The organism is Clostridium sp. TW13 (assembly GCF_024345225.1).
Taxonomy (GTDB): Bacteria; Bacillota; Clostridia; order Clostridiales; family Clostridiaceae; genus Inconstantimicrobium; species Inconstantimicrobium mannanitabidum.
This window is the reverse complement of the sequence record NZ_BROD01000001.1, coordinates 793831-813877: the sequence shown is the minus strand read 5'-3', so window position 1 is coordinate 813877 and position 20047 is coordinate 793831. Positions and strand designations below refer to the sequence as shown.

Sequence of the window (20047 nt, the reverse complement as noted above, 5' to 3'; positions counted from 1 at the left end):
TGAGGTATTTATCGTATTTTTCTCAACTTTCTTTAACAAAAAAAAGAGTGTCAATTGACACTCTTTCTTCCAATAGAATTCTACTATTGTAATAATTGTAGAACGTTTTGTGGTGCTTGGTTAGCTTGAGCAAGCATTGATTGAGCAGCACTAGCAAGGATCTTACTCTTTGAGTAGCTCATCATTTCCTTAGCCATATCTACGTCTCTAACTCTACTTTCTGCAGCTTGGATGTTTTCTGATGTATTATCATCAGCAGCTATTGTGTGTTCTAATCTGTTTTGAACAGATCCTAAATCAGCTCTGAATGATGAAACATCTTCAATTGCCTTTTGAATAGTTGTTATTGCAGATTGAGCTCCAGCTTGAGTTGATACTGTAGCACCTGTAATGTTTAATCCAGTAGCTCCCATAGATTTTAAATCGATAGATATAGTTTGTCCACTATTTGCTCCAACTTGGAAAGATATAGTCTTTCCTGCATTTAATAACTTTTGAGTATTAAATTCAGTTTGTTGTCCTATTCTTGTAACTTCTGATCTTAATTGATTGAACTCCTTTTGTATAGCAGCTCTATCTGTAGATGTATAAGTTCCATTTGAAGATTGTACTGATAATTCTCTCATTCTTTGTAGAATTGAGTGAGTTTCATTTACAGCACCTTCAGCTGTTTGTAATAAAGAGATACCATCTTGTGAGTTTCTTGAAGCTTGATCAAGACCTCTGATTTGTCCTCTCATTTTTTCAGAAATTGCAAGACCTGCAGCGTCATCTCCAGCTCTGTTGATTCTTAAACCTGAGCTTAATTTTTCAATTGACTTTGATTGAGCTCCAGTGTTAACACCAAGTTGTCTTTGAGCATTCATTGCGCTCATATTGTGATTAATTACCATAATAAATTCCTCCTTGATTTTTAAAGCGGACTTCCTTGTCCTTTATTTTTTAAGGTTTTTCAACCTTATGTTTATATTATCGCTAAGCTTTTTATTTACTTTAGAGTTTTTTTATTTTATTAACTATTTTTTTATCTATTTTAACAACTTATTTTTCATACATTTTAAGTCAATTCTAGCAGAGTCTTTATGCTCTCTGAAATAGTATTGATCAAACTTTATTTAACAAAAAAAGAGTGTCAATTGACACTCTTTCTTCCAATAGAATTCTACTATTGTAATAATTGTAGAACGTTTTGTGGTGCTTGGTTAGCTTGAGCAAGCATTGATTGAGCAGCACTAGCAAGGATCTTACTCTTTGAGTAGCTCATCATTTCCTTAGCCATATCTACGTCTCTAACTCTACTTTCTGCAGCTTGGATGTTTTCTGATGTATTATCATCAGCAGCTATTGTGTGTTCTAATCTGTTTTGAACAGATCCTAAATCAGCTCTGAATGATGAAACATCTTCAATTGCCTTTTGAATAGTTGTTATTGCAGATTGAGCTCCAGCTTGAGTTGATACTGTAGCACCTGTAATGTTTAATCCAGTAGCTCCCATAGATTTTAAATCGATAGATATAGTTTGTCCACTATTTGCTCCAACTTGGAAAGATATAGTCTTTCCTGCATTTAATAACTTTTGAGTATTAAATTCAGTTTGTTGTCCTATTCTTGTAACTTCTGATCTTAATTGATTGAACTCCTTTTGTATAGCAGCTCTATCTGTAGATGTATAAGTTCCATTTGAAGATTGTACTGATAATTCTCTCATTCTTTGTAGAATTGAGTGAGTTTCATTTACAGCACCTTCAGCTGTTTGTAATAAAGAGATACCATCTTGTGAGTTTCTTGAAGCTTGATCAAGACCTCTGATTTGTCCTCTCATTTTTTCAGAAATTGCAAGACCTGCAGCGTCATCTCCAGCTCTGTTGATTCTTAAACCTGAGCTTAATTTTTCAATTGACTTTGATTGAGCTCCAGTGTTAACACCAAGTTGTCTTTGAGCATTCATTGCGCTCATATTGTGATTAATTACCATAATAAATTCCTCCTTGATTTTTAAAGCGGACTTCCTTGTCCTTTATTTTTTAAGGTTTTTCAACCTTATGTTTATATTATCGCTAAGCTTTTTATTTACTTTAGAGTTTTTTTAATTTCTTTTTAAATTTTTTTATAGAATTTTAAGTATTAAATTTTAGCATAAAAACCATTTGATTTAACCTTACTATTCTCATACATATTCCTAGCTAATTTTGTTTTTCTCACCCTATCAAGCTTGGTTCTGAGTTCATTCTTCTCCTTGGCTACAGCTAAAGTTAATTCTTTTTCTAATTCCATTAGTCCTAAAGATTTAGCAATATTAATAAATTCATCTTTACTGTATTGCAACGAATCAACATTATTAATAATAGCTTGCCTCTTTTCAAGCAACGGTTGAATATTAGCTTCACTCTTTGCCTCTAAAATTATTTGCTCTGATAAATGCTTATATTCAATAAGCAGTTCTTCTAACCTCATTATTGACCCATCTGTTGTGAGAACCAAGATTGTTGAGAATTTAATGAATTCATAGCACTTTCAAGCTTAGAATATTTTGAATATAACTTATTTTCTCTATCAGTTAAGTCAGCTGTCATCTCGTCAATTTTCTTCTTTTCTTCAGCCAGCTGTCTAGTTAATTCATTATCATAGAAAGTAGCTGTTCCTTCAAAACCTGCCTTCTTAGACAAAGGTGAATCTGAACTAATTGTCTCATCATTCAGCACTTTCTTTAATTTTTGTAGTATTCCACCATCCTCAGCCGTATCACTAGATGGCAATTTAGTAAACATAGTTTTAATTTGATCTCCATTAGTTTGAAGTGCAGTAGTTAATTTTTCTTCATCTACTGTATAAAGCCCATTCTTATCTTGATAGTTCTGTACAGGCTTTATCCCTATTTTCTCCAAGCTCAATCCACTGGATTGTAATAATGATTGTGTTGCTCCCATGGCACTCTTCATATTGTCAGCAATTCTTTGAAGATCTGAATCTCTTCTTAAAAGCCCTGTCTGAGCCTTAGTTTCCCACTTTTGAATTTGAGAATCACTCATAGATGCTTTTTGATCATCTGTTAACGGCATATAATTCTTATCTCTTGTCTCATAAATCTTAGTATTTATTTTCCCAAGCAAAGTATTATAGTCATTTATAAAACCAACTATCTTATCCTTTAAATCTTTAACATCTGTTCTTCCTGTTAAATTAACTGCTGTAGCACTAGGAACATGGTTTCCATTAATATCAGTAGTATTTCCAAATGCTCCAGTAACTCCATTAAAGTTAAATTGTACATTATCTATAACAGTAGTATTACTATCTCCATTATAATCAACAGTTTGTCCCGCAGAATTTGTTATTTTTACACTAGCCTTAGTTCCTTGTATTCCAGCGGTAGTTGTTGCTCCTGCTTGGCTTGTATCAATTATAGTATTACCCTTTGCATCTACAGTAGTGGTATTAGTACCTGCTGTAGTAGTAATTAAATCAAATTTAGCAGATTCACCTGTATTATTAGTTGATAATGTATAATTACCACCATTAAAAGCACTTTGAGTTAATCTCATTCCCAAAGAATTAAACTTAGAATTAATACTACTTATAAAATCAGTATCATTTTGTGTCCCTCTTACTACCGTTACATCTTGTCCATTTATTTTAACTTCCAAAGCTTTCATAGCAGATAGTTGTGCAGGAGTAATTGTCTGTTTGGCAGGCTGCGCCAATGCTTGTACTTCTACCTTATAATTATCTACTGCTGCACCAGCTAATCCTTTAGCTGTTACAGGTGCACTATTAGTTGCTGTATCAGAACCATCTCCTGCACTAAAACTTACAGTTTTATAAGATCCATCTCTTAACAAACTATCTGATTTTGTAATATCAAAATACTTATTATAAAAATCTTGAGATGCCTTTACTAGTTCTCTATATTGATCCTGTTGATATTGAGTTACATCTCTTTCTTGTTTCTTTTGATCAACCTTTGTTTGATAAGGCTTCATAGTTTCCTTAATAATTGAATCAGTATCTAAGCCGGAAGCCAATCCACTTATTCTTGTAGTCATACTAACACCATCCTTTATGCTCTTTTAGCTCTTTTATCTACTTCATACCAAAGATCTCTTATTTCCTCTATCAATGGTATTGCTTCATCTATTACCTCAACTTTTTTGGTTAAGTTAGCTTCTACTAATTTATAATTTATAAATTCATAAACACTGAATATTTGGTCAGTCCATTCACCTTGTGATCTGTCTAAACTTACCATTAATTCTCCAAATATATTTTCAGTCTTTATAATATTTTCATGAGCTTTTTTAATGTTTTTATCAATTATAGCTTGTCTAGCCATCTTAGAAAATTTTACAGCTCCGTCTACCAACATTAATAATAATTTATCCTTCGATGCATAATTAACACTGTTATTTTTATAAATGCTATATCCTTGAGTATACATCTTATTCCTCCTATTTCTTTATATCTAAGAATACTCCTTTTTTTTCTATTTTCTTTTCTTTAGAATTTAGCTGTGCATCAATTTTTACAGACTCTAGCTTCACTGCTTCCACTGTAACCTTTTTTACATCCTCTAGAACTTCAGAAAAATGCTTTTCCTCATTTTTCTTTTTAGATTTCTCATCTAAATGTTCTCCATGATCCTTCATCTCATTAATTCTACTAATTTCATCTTTTCTATGAACTTTCCCATCTTTGGTTTTTTCTAAAACCTTTCTTCTTATATCCGTATCAATTTTATTAATTATATATTGCATAGAAAACCACCCCTAAACTATGCCTTCTTATCGAATATAACTCCAGCCATTTCACACATCTTAGCTACCATATCAAGAATTTTCTTAGAAGGGACCTGCATTACTACTTCATTTGTCTTCTTATCTATTATCGTAACTATAATTTCATTCTTGAATTTATCATGTGCTGTAAGTTTAGCATAAGTTCCTTCATCTTCTAAAAATTTATTAACCTTATCTACTGCTTTTTGCACAGATTTTTCATATTCTTCTCTTGATTTTTCATCATTTTCTTGGTTTGATTCATTTTTAGCAGTTGTATTTTCTATAGATTTTGAATATACTTCAGCACTATTTACTCCATTTACGGACTTAACATCCATATTTTTCTCCCCCTACTTTTTTATATCTTTTAAAACTTTTAAATCTATCACTGCTGCCTCTATATTTTCTTGCTCAACTTGTTTATAAATCTCTTTTCTTAAAATTCTTATATCTTTAGGTGCCTCAATAGCTATCTTCACACTACCATCTTCTATTTTAGAGATTGAAACCTCTATGTTATCACCTATTAATATGCTTTCTCCAATTTTTCTTGTAACTACTAACATATTCTCACCCCTGAATTATAGGTTCTTTTATCTTATATTTACTATTTTCTATAATCACTTGTTGGCCAAGCTTCTTTTCAACATTTATAACAATAGGTGCCATAAGGTTAGCTGTTATCTTACTTGAGTCAGAATTTAAAGTCACTATACTATACAAGACAACATCTTGTTCTTTCTCTATTTGAAGTTCTGCAATTACCTCTTCACTTAATTTAATCTCATAGTCTTCAACAACACTAAAAGGAGAGAGTATGATTAAACCTAATGATGGATCCTCTAGAGAATGAATTAATTTAAATACATCATTATCCTCTACATCCAATATGACAAACTTAGTCAATCCTTTAAATCCAGGAATGCCTTTTTTTATTGTTATTATATCTTTTTCTTCATAATTTATTTCACCATTATAGGCTGTATTAAACTTCATTTTTCTCCTCCTACTAAAATATTAAATTATACGTAATCTAATAGAGTTGGTTGTATAACCTTTGAACTTGTTTGCAAAGATGCCATGTATACAGAACGTAAAACTGAATAATCCATCATCTTTTCTGTATAATCTATATCTTCATTTGAAGAAAGTATATCAGTTAAATTATAATTTTCAGACTGATTCTTTTCTTGAGCCGATTCCATTCTATTTTGTTTTGCACCTACTTCTGCTCTTACCTTTAAGAGATTAGTAATAGTATCCGTAATTCCTTGAAGATTATCCCCAGTAATCTTATTTTTTGCATCTTGAGATGGATCATCTAAATTATTTACAATTTGATTTAACAAATCTGATACATTAATAGATTTTCCTTTCTCATTTGTAAAACTAAGAAGCTCAGAAGATGTTACATTATAGTCCATAGAAACTCCTTGAGAAACTTCAGTATTTAACTTTGTAGATAACATCTTTAATTGATTATCTGTATTTGGATCTCCAGTACCTGGTACTAACTCAGAACCATCTTTACCAGCAAACGCTATTCTATTATTTCCATTTAAATCTGCCTTTACCGCAACTGGGGTTGATGTTACCTTTGTTCCGCCAAAAAGATACTTGCCATCAAAGTTAGTATTTAATATTTGTCCAACTTCTTCTATCCTTTGATTCAACTCATCCTTTATTGCTAATCTTTCATCTGAACCATAAGCTGCATTACCAGCACTAACAAGAAGTTCCCTTACTCTTTGCATATTATTTGTTATCTGATCTAATGATGTATCTGTTGCATCAAGCCAGTTAGATGTATCCTTAATATTTTCATTATATTGCTTATTCGCTTGTATACCTGAATACAATTCCATACTTCTTGCAACCTTAAACGGATCATCTGATGGTTTGCGTATTTCTTTTCCTGATGAAAGTTGTGATTGCACAGTTTTTAAGTTTGAAAGATTATTTCTCATGTCTGTTAGAAAGTTATTTGCTAACATTCTATTTGTAACTCTCATTTAAACTCCTCCTATTTCATTAACCCATTTACTACAACATCCAATAATTGATCAATCGTTGATATAACCTTAGCATTAGCCGTATATGAATGTTGAAATTGTATTAAGTTTGCCATTTCTTCATCTAAACTTACTCCTGAAACAGAGTCTCTTTGTTGTTGTAAAGAATCCAAAACATTTTGTTGACCTTTAACTACTTCCTGAGCTTGTTTAGATTGTACACCTAAGGTGTTAATTGTATTTTTAAAATAAGAATCTAAAGTCATCCCACTTAAATTATTTTGTACAGTCATTCCATTATTAGTAAGAAGATTTCCCTCTTTGTTGGTATTAAACAGATCTTCTCTAGTATTTATTGTTTTTCCTACATCTTGAACCATTAATAATGAATTTCTAAGTTGAGCTATAGCTAATGCTCTGTTTCCATCTCCTTCACCATCTTGGGTATTCAATGAAGTATACGCATAAGAATCATCATTAGTTTTAGTCTTTATTTTCATTACATCCGCTACTATTTCTTTGTTCACAGTTATATTTTCAGCAGTAATTCCATCCTCACCTTCAAGAATACCATCTAAATTTGTCATTTCGCCTCTAGCATTATATTTAGCAACAGATCCATTTACAAAAAACGGCATATAATCTCTATCAGGATTTCCATTTGACGGTTTTCCATTGGCTAGTCCACTATGAATTGTATTTACAGCAAAAGCTAAAGTTTTAGCTAACTTATTTACTTCATCAATATATTGATCTATATCTGTTTGAACTGAAGCATTACCCGCTACTTCTCCAGAGCTTGGACTAAAAATTTTCAACTCTCCTGATGTAATAGCATTTCCATTGTTAATAGTAGAGCCATCACCTCTAGTTGCAACCCCTTCTGAATTTGCCCAAAGGATTCTACTTTGTTTTATTTGAGCCAACTGATCATCTGAAACATTAGTTACAATCATAGTTTGTCTATTTGTCTCATCATTCATTGCACCAAGCTTATAATATGTTATCTTATAAGTTTTTCCTGAAGCATCTGAATCATCCTTTTGTATATCTGTTATATAAGAGAAACGAGCTGCCTCTCCATTTAAATCAGCCGTAACAACCTTAGAACTAACCATACCATTAGAATCAGTAGCTCTTACATCTATTCCATCATAATTTTTTTTATCTACAGAAATATTAAATTGCTTACTTAATTCATCCAGTATATTGTCCCTTTTATCCATAAGATCATTAGGATTTTGTCCTGTAGCCTTAATACTAACAATTTGCTGATTTAGTTGTTGTAAATCATTCAATTTAGAATTAATATTTACTACGTTATCTTTTACTAATTGTTCTGCATTATCCTTTAACCTTTTTAGTTGAGTATAAGTACTATTTAATTGATCTGCTAAAGCAATAGATTGTTGCGCTACAACAGTTCTAGTATTTGAACTTTGAGGTTGTTTAGATAATTGCTGCCATGAATCAAAAAAAGCGCCTAATTTTGTTGATAATGCTGAATCACTTGGTTCATTAAAAATACCTTCTATTTCACCAAGAAATTTTTCTCTAGTATCATATTTAGATAATACACTGCTCTCATTTCTAACTTGAAAATCTAGAAATGTATCTCTTACTCTGCTTACATCATCTACATTTGCACCAGTTCCCATCTGACCAGCATTCGTACCTGCTACTGATTCTGGCCTATTGGTTACAATTGTTGCTACCTGCCTAGAGTATCCCGTTGTACTTGCATTAGATATATTATGCGATGTAACATCAATGGTTTTTTGTGCTACTGACATACCACTTCTTGCTATATTAAAGGTTGAAAATAATCCTGCCACTATCTATTACCTCCGTTTACTTTTTTAAATATCCATAGGAATTATATGTTTTTTGATCTCTATTAGGATTCATTATCGCTAATAATTTATTTGTTAATATTAATTGCTGTTTAATTAGAAGTTCATTTGTATCTTTTTGAAGAGTAATTTCCCTAATGACATCTTTAATGCCAATATATTCCTTCATTAAATCATCATCAGTTTCAATAACGTCTTTTAACGGCTTCCCTGCCAAAACTCTCCTTCTATTCACTTCACATTCAGCAATTTTCTTATTGCTTTGTTGTATTCTATCAACAATTTCATCCAACTTAAATACATCATTTTTCATTATATATTGATATTGTTCGTTTAAAAGCTCCTTTAGATAATTTAGAGCTTCCTTTTCCGATTTCATTATCTCTAATAATTCCATTAAGTTGTACTCTCCTTTATAGCTTTCATAATTGATTGAGCTATTAATTTGGCATCACAATTATATGTCCCATTTTGGATTTGATTTCTAATAGATTCAACTTTTTTGTTTCTATCTATATCCAATCCACTGTTTCCTAAACCATTTAATGCTCTAGCTGCAGAAGATATTTCTATCTTATCTGTTTTTGCTGGCATTACATTTGGTTTTGAATTAACTTTATTAGAATTATATAATTTAGTAAGCTTGCTCACTTCATTAATTTTATCTATATTCATTTTAAAAGCCTCCTCACTCATCTCCTAAATCTATTATCGTTTATCTGCTAATTAAATTTAGCTTTTAAACATATATTTATAACTTTATTAACTTTTTTTTCATATTTTCAACCTTAAATCAATTATTATATGTTTTATTATATTATTTGCTATTTTGGAAGAATTAATTACAAATTTATCATTTTGCTTAAAAAAAACCAAAAAGATGATTCTTATATTACTAAGAAATCATCCTTTTAATTTTTATATATTATATTGCATTTTAAGCTATCTTAATGATCTTATTCTTTCTTCACCACTAATTACACTAGTAACTCTAACACCAAAGTTTTCATCAACGACTACAACTTCACCATTAGCAATCTTTTTGCCGTTAATTAATATTTCAACTGGCTCATCTGCCAATCTATCTAACTCTATTAATGAACCATTTCCTAATGCTAAAATATCTTTAATACTTTTTTTAGTTCTTCCAAGAACTACAGATATTTCCAATGGCACATCTAAAATTAAATCTATATTATCTGGGGCTGGTCTCATAACTGGTTGATTTGTAGGTAATGGCTCAAAAGAAACTTCATTCACATTAACTGGTTGTCTCTTTGGCTCTTCTATTGGTTTAGATGTAAAATCATAGTTAGTTGGTTGAGGCGAATTATTAACTTCAGCTCTCTGTGTTTGTGGAGCAGGTGCTGGTGTAGGAGCTGCTTTAGCAACAGCTGCTTCTTCCTTTTCCTCCTCACCCATCATAATTGATACAATCTTTTTAGCTGTCTGCACTGGCAATAACTGCATTATACTTGAATCCACTAAAGTTCCTATTGTTAAACTAAATGAAACTTGAACTAATTCTTCATCTTCGCCTATATCTTGTGATTCTGGTATAGTATCCTCAGTCCAAGTCTGAGAAACTGGTGGTGAAATATTTACTTCTCTAGCAAACATAGTTGCCATTGACGTTGCAGCAGATCCAATCATTTGATTCATAGCTTCCTGAACTGCACTAATTTCTATTTCGCTAAGTTCAGTAGTCATTGGTTTCCCATCTCCGCCCATCATAAGGCTTGCAATAACCGCTGCATCTGTGCTTTTCATTACTAAAATATTCTTACCAGTTATTCCTGATACATACTTTACTTCTAAAACTATATTAGGAACCTCAAAATTCTTGCTTAGCTCTCTAAAATTTGTAATTGAAACTACAGGTGTAGTAATATTAACTGGTTGGTTCGTAACTTGAGAGAGAGCAGTTGAAGCTGATCCCATTGATATGTTTCCAATTTCACCCAATAAATCTTTTTCAATATCTGTTAATAAATCTTGCTTTGGTTTCTCTTCATTAACAGGTTGTTCATTCGATGAAGGACCTCCATTTAATAGAGAATCTATTTCTTCCTGTGAAAGAAATCCATTACTCATCGCTTTCCACATCCTTCCTTACACTATCTAATATCGATATTCCCATCTTTTTACCCATAATGCCTGGCTTTGCATAGTAGCATAATTCATTTTCGATAAATACATCAACTGGACTACTTGCTTTGTTGTCTAAAACAAGCACATCTCCAGCAGCTAATCTTAGAAAATCATCTACAATAATATCAGTCTTACCAAGCTGTACGGCTACGTCTACTTCAACATTATTAATTCTATTTCTAATCTTTTTCCTAATATGTTCGTTTTCTTCATCTTCATTGCTTTGGAACCAATTTTGCATAACCAATTTATCCAAAAACTTTTCAATGCTTAAATATGGTATACAAAGATGTATGAACGTGCTGCTTTTTCCCATTTCTACAGAGAAAGTTATTAATGCTACTGGCTCATTTGGAGCTAGTGTTTGGTTAAGTGCTGGATTTGTTTCTATATTTTCAATTTCAATAGATACATCTAATACATCTTCCCATGCCAGCTTCAAATTTGATACTAGTCCAGAAGCAACATTAAATATTATGTTTTTATCTATATCTGTAAATTCCTTATTTACATGCGTTCTTTCCCCATTGCCACCTAATAAAATATCAATTACATTAAATGAAAATGTAGGGTTCATTTCAAACAATACTGTTCCATTTAATGGTGGCATTTTAAATACCGTCATGATAGTTGGATTTGGTACTGAATGTATAAATTCTTCATAAGTAATCTGCTCTACAGTTTGGATATTTATTTTAGTATTTTTTCTAACCTGGGCTGTTAAATAGTTAGAAATAATTCTCGCAAAGTTATCATGAATTACTTCTAACGCTCTTATATGTTCCTTAGAAAATTTCTGTGGACTTCTAAAATCATATACCTTTACTTTTTGCTTTTCTTCTTCCTTAGGAAGTTCCTCTGCTTCTAGTTCACCAGCTGACAGGGCAGATAAAAGAGCATCAATTTCACTTTGCGATAATACATCTGCCATAGCGATACCTCATTTCTAAATTAGTTTGTTAAAAGTTTATCTATATCTATTACAGTAACCACTCTATCAGAAAAATTTAATATTCCTTTAATATATGCTTGATTTTTGTCATCATTAAATTTTTGAATTGATTTTTCTTCTACATCCAAGACTTCATGTACTTGGTCTACAGATATACCAATTTGCTCATCATTTACTTTAAGAATAATAATATTTTCTGCTTCAGTCTTATTTGACTCACTATTATCTAAACCTAAAAGTAAATTTATATCAAGAAGAGATAAAATACTTCCTCTTAAATTAATTAATCCTCTTATATGGGCTGGAGCTTTTGGTACTCTTGTAACTTTCATAACATCAGTTATTGTTTGTATTTTTGAAGTTTCAACTGCAAACTGTTCATTTCCTAAATTAAATACAACCACTTGCATCAAAGCTGATCATCCCCTATCCTAATACTTTTGTAACTGCTTCTAATACTCTATCTGCTTGGAATGGCTTTACTATAAAGTCCTTTGCACCTGCTCTTATTGCATCCATAACCATTCCTTGTTGACCCATTGCGCTACACATAATAACTTTAGCAGCTGCATCAAATGCCTTTATTTCTTTTACTGCTTGTATTCCATCCATGTCTGGCATTGTGATATCCATTGTAACTATATCTGGCTTTTCCTTTTTATAAATTTCTACTGCTTTTAATCCATTACTAGCTTCTCCAATAACTTCAAAGCCATTCTTCTCTAAGATATCCTTTATCATCATTCTCATAAACGCTGCGTCATCTACTATTAATACTTTTGCCATCTCTAAATCTCCTCCATTAATTCACACCTATTGAATTTAGTATTTTTTCAAGTGAACCAGGCATAGGAATATAATAAAAATCCCCGCCTATTTTTTCATCTTTATTTTCAACCAGCATAGTTTGAATTTCTAATACATTTTCTGAAAACTGTGCTGTTTCGATAAACGTAGTTGTTAATATTGCTCCTAACATATCATTAGCCACTGCTGGCACAGAAGGCATAAGCCTTAAATTTGTTAAGGTAGCAATTGCATTCATATATGAACCAGATATTATATTACCTATTTCACATAATACAGATATCCCCATATCATCAATGGGATTTTCGCGACTTCCAGTTAATGTAGTTATTATGTTTTCTGCCACTTCTTGCTCAAAAACAAATAAAATATTTCCTGGTGCATCTCCTAATACTCTAACAAGAATTCCGATTACTATTTTTTCTTCAGCATCTGAAGTAAAAATTTCATCAAAATTAATTATATTCACTGCAGGTACTGTCATATCAACTTTTTTATTTAAAAGTTGTGACAGTGCTGTTGCAGCATTCCCTGCACCAATATTAGTAACCTCCCGCAACGCATCTAACTGTAAGCTATTTAAGCTTGCGTAGTCCATATTTCTCCTCCTTGAAATTATATCAATGCTGCCACATCAAGTATTAATGTTACAAGTCCATCACCTAGGATTGTAGCTCCAATATATTCTTTAGATTGTTCTAAAGTTTTTCCTAATGGCTTTATAACAATTTCTTGTTGTCCTAATAAGCTGTCTACTAATAATCCAACAACTTTTTCTCCCACCTTAACTATTATAACAAAATTCTTGCCATTATGATTAGTATTAATATCAAGTTTTTGTCCTAATCTTACAAGTGGAATTACAGTATCTCTATAGATTATAACTTCTTTTCCATTAGTCTTCTTTATTTTGTCTTCCTTATAATCTATTACTCTATCAATAAATCCAAGAGATATAGCTAAAGTTTCTTCTCCTACCTTTACCAATAAAGCTTGAATTATTTGAAGTGTTAAAGGTAATTTTATTATAAAGCTTGAACCTTTACCTTCTTCACTTATTACATCTACAGTACCCCCTAACGCAGAAATCTTAGTTTTAACAACATCCATTCCTACTCCTCTTCCAGAGATATCTGTTACAACTTCATTAGTACTGAAACCTTGTGAGAAAATAAGATTTTTAATATCAAAATCACTCATACCATCTGTATTTATTCCTACACGTTCAGCTTTAGCTTTAACCTTTTCTACATTTATTCCTGCACCATCATCTTGAACCTTAATAACAGCCTTTGTACCTTCTTGATATGCTACAAGCTTAATTGTTCCCTTAGGATTTTTGCCACTAGCTATTCTCTTTTCTCTTGATTCCACTCCATGATCTGCAGCATTTCTTAATAAGTGGATTAATGGTTCTCCAATTTCATCAATTACTGTTCTATCAAGTTCTGTATCTTGACCTTCAATAATAAATTCCATTTCCTTATCTAGTTCCACTGATAAATCTCTTATCATTCTAGGGAATCTATTAAATACAACATCTAATGGTAGCATTCTTATCTTCATTACTATATCTTGTAAATCAGAAGTTATTCTTGCCACTTGTTCTAATGTTTCATTCAATTCAGGCGATCTGTAAGATGAACTTATTTGCTCTAATCTTGTTCTATGAATTACAAGTTCTGAAACCATATTCATAAGTTTATCAATTCTTTCCAAGTCTACTCTTACTGATTGATGAACTTTTTTATGTTCCTTATTTTGAGTATTTGGTTTATTTTCTTTTGTAGCTGCTTTAGTTGCAACTGGTTTAGCTTGATTGCCTCCAACTGCAGGTTCTATTTCCTTAGCTTGAACTTTATTTTTTGATGCTTGTGAGTTTATAACATTATTAGTTTCGATTTGTTTTACAAAAACTTTATCTACTTCTGAAATATTTAATATTAATTCTTTCATTGAATCACTAGTTAACTTTGTTAAAACCACAAGTTCCATAGTAAAATCAAAATTTTCATTTTCTATATCTTCTGCACTTGGTGAAGATTTTATTATCTCTCCGTGCTCTTCTATATCTTGGAATATAAGAAATGCTCTTGCTGATTTTAATAAAGTTTGCTGACTTAATACTATCTTGCATTCAAATGCATTAAACTCTTTATTAATAGCCTCACTAATTACATCTTTATCATACTCATTAAGTTGTAATAAAAATTCTTCTTCACCAACTGAAGTGGCTACTATTTCATGTTGTTCTGATGAAGTATCTTCTACCTTTTCATTACTATTTCCTTCTGCTATTTTTTCTAATGACTTCATTATATTAGTTATATCTACTTTTTCATCAACTTCTTCTGAAATGTTATTTACCATCTTTTCCAAAGTATCCAAACAATCAAATAAAACTGTTACAACATCTTGTGTAACTTTAAGTTGACCTTCTCTAAATTCAGATAATACATCCTCCATTTTATGTGTCAATTCAGCAATATCACCAAATCCCATTGTAGCAGCCATTCCTTTTATTGTATGTGCCACCCTAAATATTTCATTTAGTCTGTCTATATCTTCCGGATTTTGTTCCAACTCCAATAATGACTCATTAAGCGTTTGTAAGTTTTCCATTGATTCTTCTAAGAACATTGATAGGTATTGAGATGTATCCATATATTTCCCTCCTAAATTTTTCTATATATAAATGTAGATGATTTTTCAAGACCAAAATCTTTATAGCCATATATGCTTTCAGTAGCTCCAACAAAAAGGTATCCAGCACTTTTTAAAGATTTATTAAACTTCATATATATCTCATTTTTCACATCTGTATTAAAATAAATTACTACATTTCTACAAACGATCAAATCAAAATTTTGTTCATATTCATCTAATATTAAATCTTGCTTCTTTAAAGTAACCATATTTTTCACTACATCATCTATATAGTATTTTTCGTCTATTTTCTTAAAATATTTACTTAAATTTTCTGGTGATACATTTTTCATTTCATTATCTGTATATTCACCTTTTTTAGCTCTCTTTAGAATTGTTTCATCTATATCTGTAGCTATTATATTATGCTTTATATTAGGATTGATATTTCTTAAAATCATAGCAATAGAATAAGGTTCACACCCTATAGAACAAGCTGCACTCCATATTTTTAACGGTTTTGTACCTGCTTGCATTTCATTTTTAAGTTTACTTTCTAGATCCTTAAACAATTCTGGATTTCTAAAAAATTCTGTTACATTGATGGTTATAAAATCTAAAAACTTCTGTCTTTGTTCACCATCACTTTTTATTAGTTTGGTATATTCCTCTAAACTTTTCACTCCAACTCTAGTCATAAGACTTTCTATTCTTCTATGTAATTGAGCGGGCTTATACGCAGATAAATTAATTCCAATTTCTTTGTGCACCCATTTCTCAAATTCTTTAAAATCCATTTTGTCCCCCCTACATTATTCTACTTTTTCTTACTAACTCATCGATTCTTGTTCCAATTCTATCTAGAGGTAGCACCTCATCCACCATACCTGTTTCGTAGGTAGCTTTAGGCATTCCATAAATTGTTGATGTAGCTTCATCCTGTGATATAGTGTATCCACCCATTTTCTTCACTTCAACGGTTCCATTGGCTCCATCCTTTCCCATCCCGGTGAGTACTACTGATAATAAATTTCCTTTATATATTTCTGCTGCAGAAATAAATAATTTATCAACTGCTGGCCTCACTCCCCATATAGGATTTTCTGAAGACAAAACAATTCTATTTTTTTCAACTTTCATATGGCTTCCGCCCTGCGCTATGTATATTGTATCTTCCCTAATTTCCATTCCATCATCAGCTTCCAAGACTCTTAAATTACAATAATCATTTAATCTATTAGCAAAAGCTTTTGTAAAACCTATGGGCATATGCTGCACCACAAATACTGGAACTCCTAAATTAGCTTTTATTGCAGTCAATACTGTTTGTAAAGCCTTAGGCCCACCTGTAGATGCTCCAATAACAACTGCATTAATTTTATTATTTAATTGTTTTTTTGTAGTAATTGTTTCTTTTTTTGCTACATTGCCATTACTGTTATTTTCACCATAAATTCTGCTTTTATCTATAGAATTAAATGATTTATTAACAGTATGTGCATTGGCTTTTTGACTACTTCTAATTTTTCTGATTAGTTCTTCTTTTACCTTGCTTATATCTAATGATATAGAGCCAGAAGGCTTTAACACAAAATCAAATGCGCCCAAATCAAGACATTCCAAAGTTACTTCAGATGAACTTCTTGTCAAAGAACTTAACATAATAACTTTTGAATTAATTTTTAACTTCTTTAATTCTTTTAAAGTATTGATTCCATCTAATTTTGGCATTTCCACATCAAGAGTTATCACTTCTGGTTTATATAAATCTATTTTTTCAATCAACTCTAGACCATTTCTAGCAATAGCTACGACTTCCATATCCTCTTCTGCATTTATCATATCTGATACTATTTTTCTCATTAAAGCCGAATCATCAACAACTACTACTCTTATTTTACCCAAAACAATCACTCCATTATATTTCGATTATTCCTTGCCCGACTATCTTTATAGTTACTTGCCCATTAGAAGAATCTAAGATCATTGTTCTTCCTTTGTTGCCTCCCAGATGTTCGGACACAATTGGGATACATAATTTTTTCAATGCTATTTTTACTGCTTCACCATTACGTTCTCCAATATCACTAATCATGCTTTTATCCGAAAACGCAAACATAGAAGCTCCCCCTGCAATCTTAGCAGTAATATTTTTCTTATTGCACCCTAATTGCACTAACTTATCTAGCAATATAGGAATTGCTAAATCTGCAAATTTAAGCGGATTAGTGACACTTTTGAATTGAGAACTATCTGATAACATAATATGAGCAAGTCCACCTATTTCTTTAACTTTATCATACATAACTATTCCTACACAAGATCCTAATCCAATGGTCATAATTCTGTCTGGAGAATTTACTACATTTAAGTCTGCTATACCCACTCTTACATCTTTCTGTATCATCGTAATTCCTCTATCTCAATTGATCTTTTTCTTCTTGATTTAAAATCTTAGGTACATCCAGCAGAATTACTATTTTGTCATCTAATCTTATCAAGCCACTCATATATCTTTGCGATATACTAGCTCCTATAGTCGAAGGTTTTTCAATCAAATCCGTTTTGACATCCATAACTTCATAAACATTATCAACTATAATACCTATTTTAAAATCATTATCTTTTATTACAACAATCTTAGCTTCAGGTTTTATTTCCTTATCACCAAAGTTAAACTTAGCAGAAAGACTCATTATTGGTAGAATCCCATCTTCATAATTAATTACACCTTTCACAAAATCAGGTGAGTCTGGCAATTCTGTTGGAGTCTCGTAACCTAATATTCTTTCAACATCCATAATATCTGTGGCATATTTTTCGCCATTCAAGCTGAAAATTAATAATTTCACTTCATTATTATTCATTTTTCTCCTCCTATAGACTCAATTTATCTATATCTATCATATTCATCTCATCTAAATATACATGAATATTCTTAGAATCATCTTGTAAAGTTAAAGTCTTCCCTTTAATTTTAAATATCGTATTAGCATAGGCAACTTCTGCCCATATATCCCCTTTACCTACTATCTCCACAACGGTTGTCACATGACCGTCACTTCCAATTACTCCACACTTTATCTCTTTTTCCGCCTGAAGTCTTCCACCTCGTAAAACACTGTCTTTTCTTGTAAAATAAATCGAGTTGTTAGCTATTATATTAGATGTGTAGGCTCCCCTACCATCAATAAATATATCTCCTGAACAACTTACATTTGTTCCTTGAATATATGAGAAAATAGCTTTAGAATGAATCTTTATACCAGTTGATATTTCCTTTATATATTCCTCAACTAATGTACGTATACAATCAAGTTCATTTACATGTTTTATTTTTACTGGTGCAAGGCCAATTAACTTTTCCCTTGCTAACATTACCAAATCATCAAATTTGCCTTTTTCTTTTAAATTAAATCTGATTATACTCATACAGTCTGTACTTATTGATTTGAATTTACTCTCAACCAATACTTTTATTAACTCTCCATCATCATATCTATTCACTGCAACATTCTTTTCCTTAATTGAATAGACAGTTTCTTGTAATTTTGAAAGTTCTTCTTTCAAGTTTATCAATGTATTAAGTTCTTGCTTTTTATCAACATCTTCTCCACCAATAACTATGGTGCTTCCAATTACATTTCCGCTAATATGTAAATCACCTTTAGCCAAAACCTTGGCTAATTCAACATTTCCAGCTATATTAACGTCACTACCTGCAACTACTGTCATTCCTTCAGATACATTTCCTTTTATCAGAACACTCCCTATAAAATTAACATTACCTGTAGACAAATCAACATTGCTATCAACTTGATATAATTTTTTAACACAAAATGTATTATTTTTAAATTCAGGCATTCCTTCTATAGTTGAAATTACTAAATTGTCTTTTTTAGCTGCACCTTCACCTATATTGAATGCACCTGCTATATACTTGGCACATTTGATAGGCTTATTATTCACATTAATTCCATCTTCGCCTTGTTTCCCAAGTATAATCTCTCCAATTTTTTCTCCTGGTTTTACCATAGCAATATCTTTTACTTCTCTAAAATCAATATTGACAGCATCATCAGCTACCTTGTGAATTTTTTCCTTCTCAAACTCTAATTTCACAGTATCTTGAACTGTTTCAATTATTTCTTTTGCTTCAGCAACCATGTATTCAGTGCCATTTTTATCTTCACACAAACTTTTAATATTTTCTAGATTTAAGCCGTATACTACATTTTTGCTTTTCAATATTTCTTTTACTTCATCTATTGTATATAATGGAGGTTGTATTTCTTTATCAAACTCCTCAACAAAATCTAGACGTCTTGATATAGGTAAATCTTTAAGCTTGTATTGATGTTGAGATATATATTCAACACATGCATAAACTTTTAATTTATCATTAGAAATATTGATATCTAATCTTCTTTCCGCCTTACTCGAAACCAATTCCACTTTAACATCATTCTTACATGTGACTTCACAAGCTGTTTCATACTCACATCCATCGACAATTATTTTCATATGTTTTGAAGGATTTAATTTCACGGTGAATTTACTATCATTTGATCCATCGGTACTAAACATTAATTTCCCATCTTTAACGTAAGCACCTTCATTTTTAACTTGTATATCTTCTGAATCCCCATCCATATAAATATACCCCCCCTATAACAACTTCTCATCATTTGAATTATACCATATTTCATTTGTGGTAACGATATATTTCATTTAAAAATCACATAATTTTCGCAACGAAATCACTCATTTCTTCATTTATATTATAAATTATATCACATTTTTTATATTAACGACACTTTTTTTGATTCCATGCATATTTTGTATTTAAAT

At 31.1% G+C, this 20047-nt stretch carries 24 protein-coding genes; all 24 read right to left on the bottom strand.

What is annotated here, in order from left to right; all coding sequences use genetic code 11:
* Positions 1-83: 83 nt before the first annotated feature.
* Positions 84-893, bottom strand: coding sequence for a flagellin N-terminal helical domain-containing protein (locus tag OCU47_RS03810; protein WP_261827264.1), 810 nt, complete (start codon positions 891-893; stop codon positions 84-86).
* 272 nt (positions 894-1165) lie between these two features.
* Complete coding sequence (locus tag OCU47_RS03805; RefSeq protein WP_261827264.1) at positions 1166-1975, bottom strand: flagellin N-terminal helical domain-containing protein; 810 nt, start codon at positions 1973-1975, stop codon at positions 1166-1168.
* 149 nt (positions 1976-2124) lie between these two features.
* The gene (locus OCU47_RS03800) at positions 2125-2454 is read right to left on the bottom strand and encodes a flagellar protein FliT (protein WP_261827263.1); all 330 of its coding nucleotides are present in this window, start codon (positions 2452-2454) and stop codon (positions 2125-2127) included.
* Positions 2454-4043, bottom strand: a complete 1590-nt coding sequence (fliD, locus tag OCU47_RS03795) for a flagellar filament capping protein FliD (RefSeq protein WP_261827262.1) — start codon at positions 4041-4043, stop codon at positions 2454-2456. The genes OCU47_RS03800 and fliD overlap by 1 nt, the downstream gene beginning before the upstream one ends.
* Before the next feature lie 14 nt (positions 4044-4057).
* Entirely contained in the window at positions 4058-4435 is a 378-nt protein-coding gene (gene fliS / locus OCU47_RS03790; RefSeq protein ID WP_261827261.1) for a flagellar export chaperone FliS, read from the bottom strand.
* Between the two features lie 10 nt (positions 4436-4445).
* Positions 4446-4751: a hypothetical protein gene (locus OCU47_RS03785; RefSeq protein WP_261827260.1), complete on the bottom strand. Its 306-nt coding sequence runs from the start codon at positions 4749-4751 to the stop codon at positions 4446-4448.
* Between the two features lie 17 nt (positions 4752-4768).
* Positions 4769-5113 carry a flagellar protein FlaG gene (locus OCU47_RS03780; RefSeq protein WP_261827259.1) on the bottom strand — a complete coding sequence of 115 codons (345 nt, stop codon included), beginning with the start codon at positions 5111-5113 and terminating at the stop codon, positions 4769-4771.
* Between the two features lie 12 nt (positions 5114-5125).
* Positions 5126-5341: a carbon storage regulator CsrA gene (csrA, locus tag OCU47_RS03775; RefSeq protein ID WP_261827258.1), complete on the bottom strand. Its 216-nt coding sequence runs from the start codon at positions 5339-5341 to the stop codon at positions 5126-5128.
* A 4-nt stretch (positions 5342-5345) separates the two neighbouring features.
* Positions 5346-5771 carry a flagellar assembly protein FliW gene (gene fliW, locus OCU47_RS03770; protein ID WP_261827257.1) on the bottom strand — a complete coding sequence of 142 codons (426 nt, stop codon included), beginning with the start codon at positions 5769-5771 and terminating at the stop codon, positions 5346-5348.
* A gap of 26 nt (positions 5772-5797) precedes the next feature.
* A complete protein-coding gene (gene flgL, locus OCU47_RS03765; RefSeq protein WP_261827256.1) occupies positions 5798-6787 on the bottom strand; it encodes a flagellar hook-associated protein FlgL in 990 nt (329 codons plus the stop codon).
* An 11-nt stretch (positions 6788-6798) separates the two neighbouring features.
* A complete protein-coding gene (flgK, locus tag OCU47_RS03760) occupies positions 6799-8622 on the bottom strand; it encodes a flagellar hook-associated protein FlgK (RefSeq protein ID WP_261827255.1) in 1824 nt (607 codons plus the stop codon).
* A gap of 16 nt (positions 8623-8638) precedes the next feature.
* Entirely contained in the window at positions 8639-9037 is a 399-nt protein-coding gene (locus OCU47_RS03755) for a flagellar protein FlgN (RefSeq protein ID WP_261827254.1), read from the bottom strand.
* Positions 9037-9315 carry a flagellar biosynthesis anti-sigma factor FlgM gene (gene flgM, locus OCU47_RS03750; RefSeq protein ID WP_261827253.1) on the bottom strand — a complete coding sequence of 93 codons (279 nt, stop codon included), beginning with the start codon at positions 9313-9315 and terminating at the stop codon, positions 9037-9039. Before flgM ends, OCU47_RS03755 begins: the two co-directional genes overlap by 1 nt.
* Before the next feature lie 267 nt (positions 9316-9582).
* On the bottom strand, positions 9583-10734 hold the full coding sequence (gene fliY / locus OCU47_RS03745; protein ID WP_261827252.1) for a flagellar motor switch phosphatase FliY: 1152 nt from the start codon (positions 10732-10734) through the stop codon (positions 9583-9585).
* Positions 10727-11722 carry a flagellar motor switch protein FliM gene (gene fliM, locus OCU47_RS03740; RefSeq protein ID WP_261827251.1) on the bottom strand — a complete coding sequence of 332 codons (996 nt, stop codon included), beginning with the start codon at positions 11720-11722 and terminating at the stop codon, positions 10727-10729. Before fliM ends, fliY begins: the two co-directional genes overlap by 8 nt.
* A gap of 20 nt (positions 11723-11742) precedes the next feature.
* The gene (locus OCU47_RS03735; RefSeq protein WP_261830578.1) at positions 11743-12153 is read right to left on the bottom strand and encodes a chemotaxis protein CheW; all 411 of its coding nucleotides are present in this window, start codon (positions 12151-12153) and stop codon (positions 11743-11745) included.
* A 16-nt stretch (positions 12154-12169) separates the two neighbouring features.
* Entirely contained in the window at positions 12170-12529 is a 360-nt protein-coding gene (locus OCU47_RS03730; RefSeq protein ID WP_261827250.1) for a response regulator, read from the bottom strand.
* A gap of 16 nt (positions 12530-12545) precedes the next feature.
* Positions 12546-13148 carry a chemotaxis protein CheC gene (locus OCU47_RS03725; protein ID WP_261827249.1) on the bottom strand — a complete coding sequence of 201 codons (603 nt, stop codon included), beginning with the start codon at positions 13146-13148 and terminating at the stop codon, positions 12546-12548.
* A gap of 17 nt (positions 13149-13165) precedes the next feature.
* Positions 13166-15214 carry a chemotaxis protein CheA gene (locus tag OCU47_RS03720; RefSeq protein WP_261827248.1) on the bottom strand — a complete coding sequence of 683 codons (2049 nt, stop codon included), beginning with the start codon at positions 15212-15214 and terminating at the stop codon, positions 13166-13168.
* A gap of 11 nt (positions 15215-15225) precedes the next feature.
* On the bottom strand, positions 15226-15993 hold the full coding sequence (locus tag OCU47_RS03715) for a CheR family methyltransferase (RefSeq protein WP_261827247.1): 768 nt from the start codon (positions 15991-15993) through the stop codon (positions 15226-15228).
* Positions 15994-16003: 10 nt separating this feature from the next.
* Positions 16004-17101, bottom strand: coding sequence for a protein-glutamate methylesterase/protein-glutamine glutaminase (locus tag OCU47_RS03710; RefSeq protein WP_261827246.1), 1098 nt, complete (start codon positions 17099-17101; stop codon positions 16004-16006).
* A 13-nt stretch (positions 17102-17114) separates the two neighbouring features.
* On the bottom strand, positions 17115-17603 hold the full coding sequence (locus OCU47_RS03705; RefSeq protein ID WP_261827245.1) for a chemotaxis protein CheD: 489 nt from the start codon (positions 17601-17603) through the stop codon (positions 17115-17117).
* Between the two features lie 10 nt (positions 17604-17613).
* Positions 17614-18063, bottom strand: coding sequence for a chemotaxis protein CheW (locus tag OCU47_RS03700; protein ID WP_261827244.1), 450 nt, complete (start codon positions 18061-18063; stop codon positions 17614-17616).
* A gap of 10 nt (positions 18064-18073) precedes the next feature.
* A complete protein-coding gene (locus tag OCU47_RS03695) occupies positions 18074-19849 on the bottom strand; it encodes a DUF342 domain-containing protein (RefSeq protein ID WP_261827243.1) in 1776 nt (591 codons plus the stop codon).
* Positions 19850-20047 lie beyond the last annotated feature (198 nt).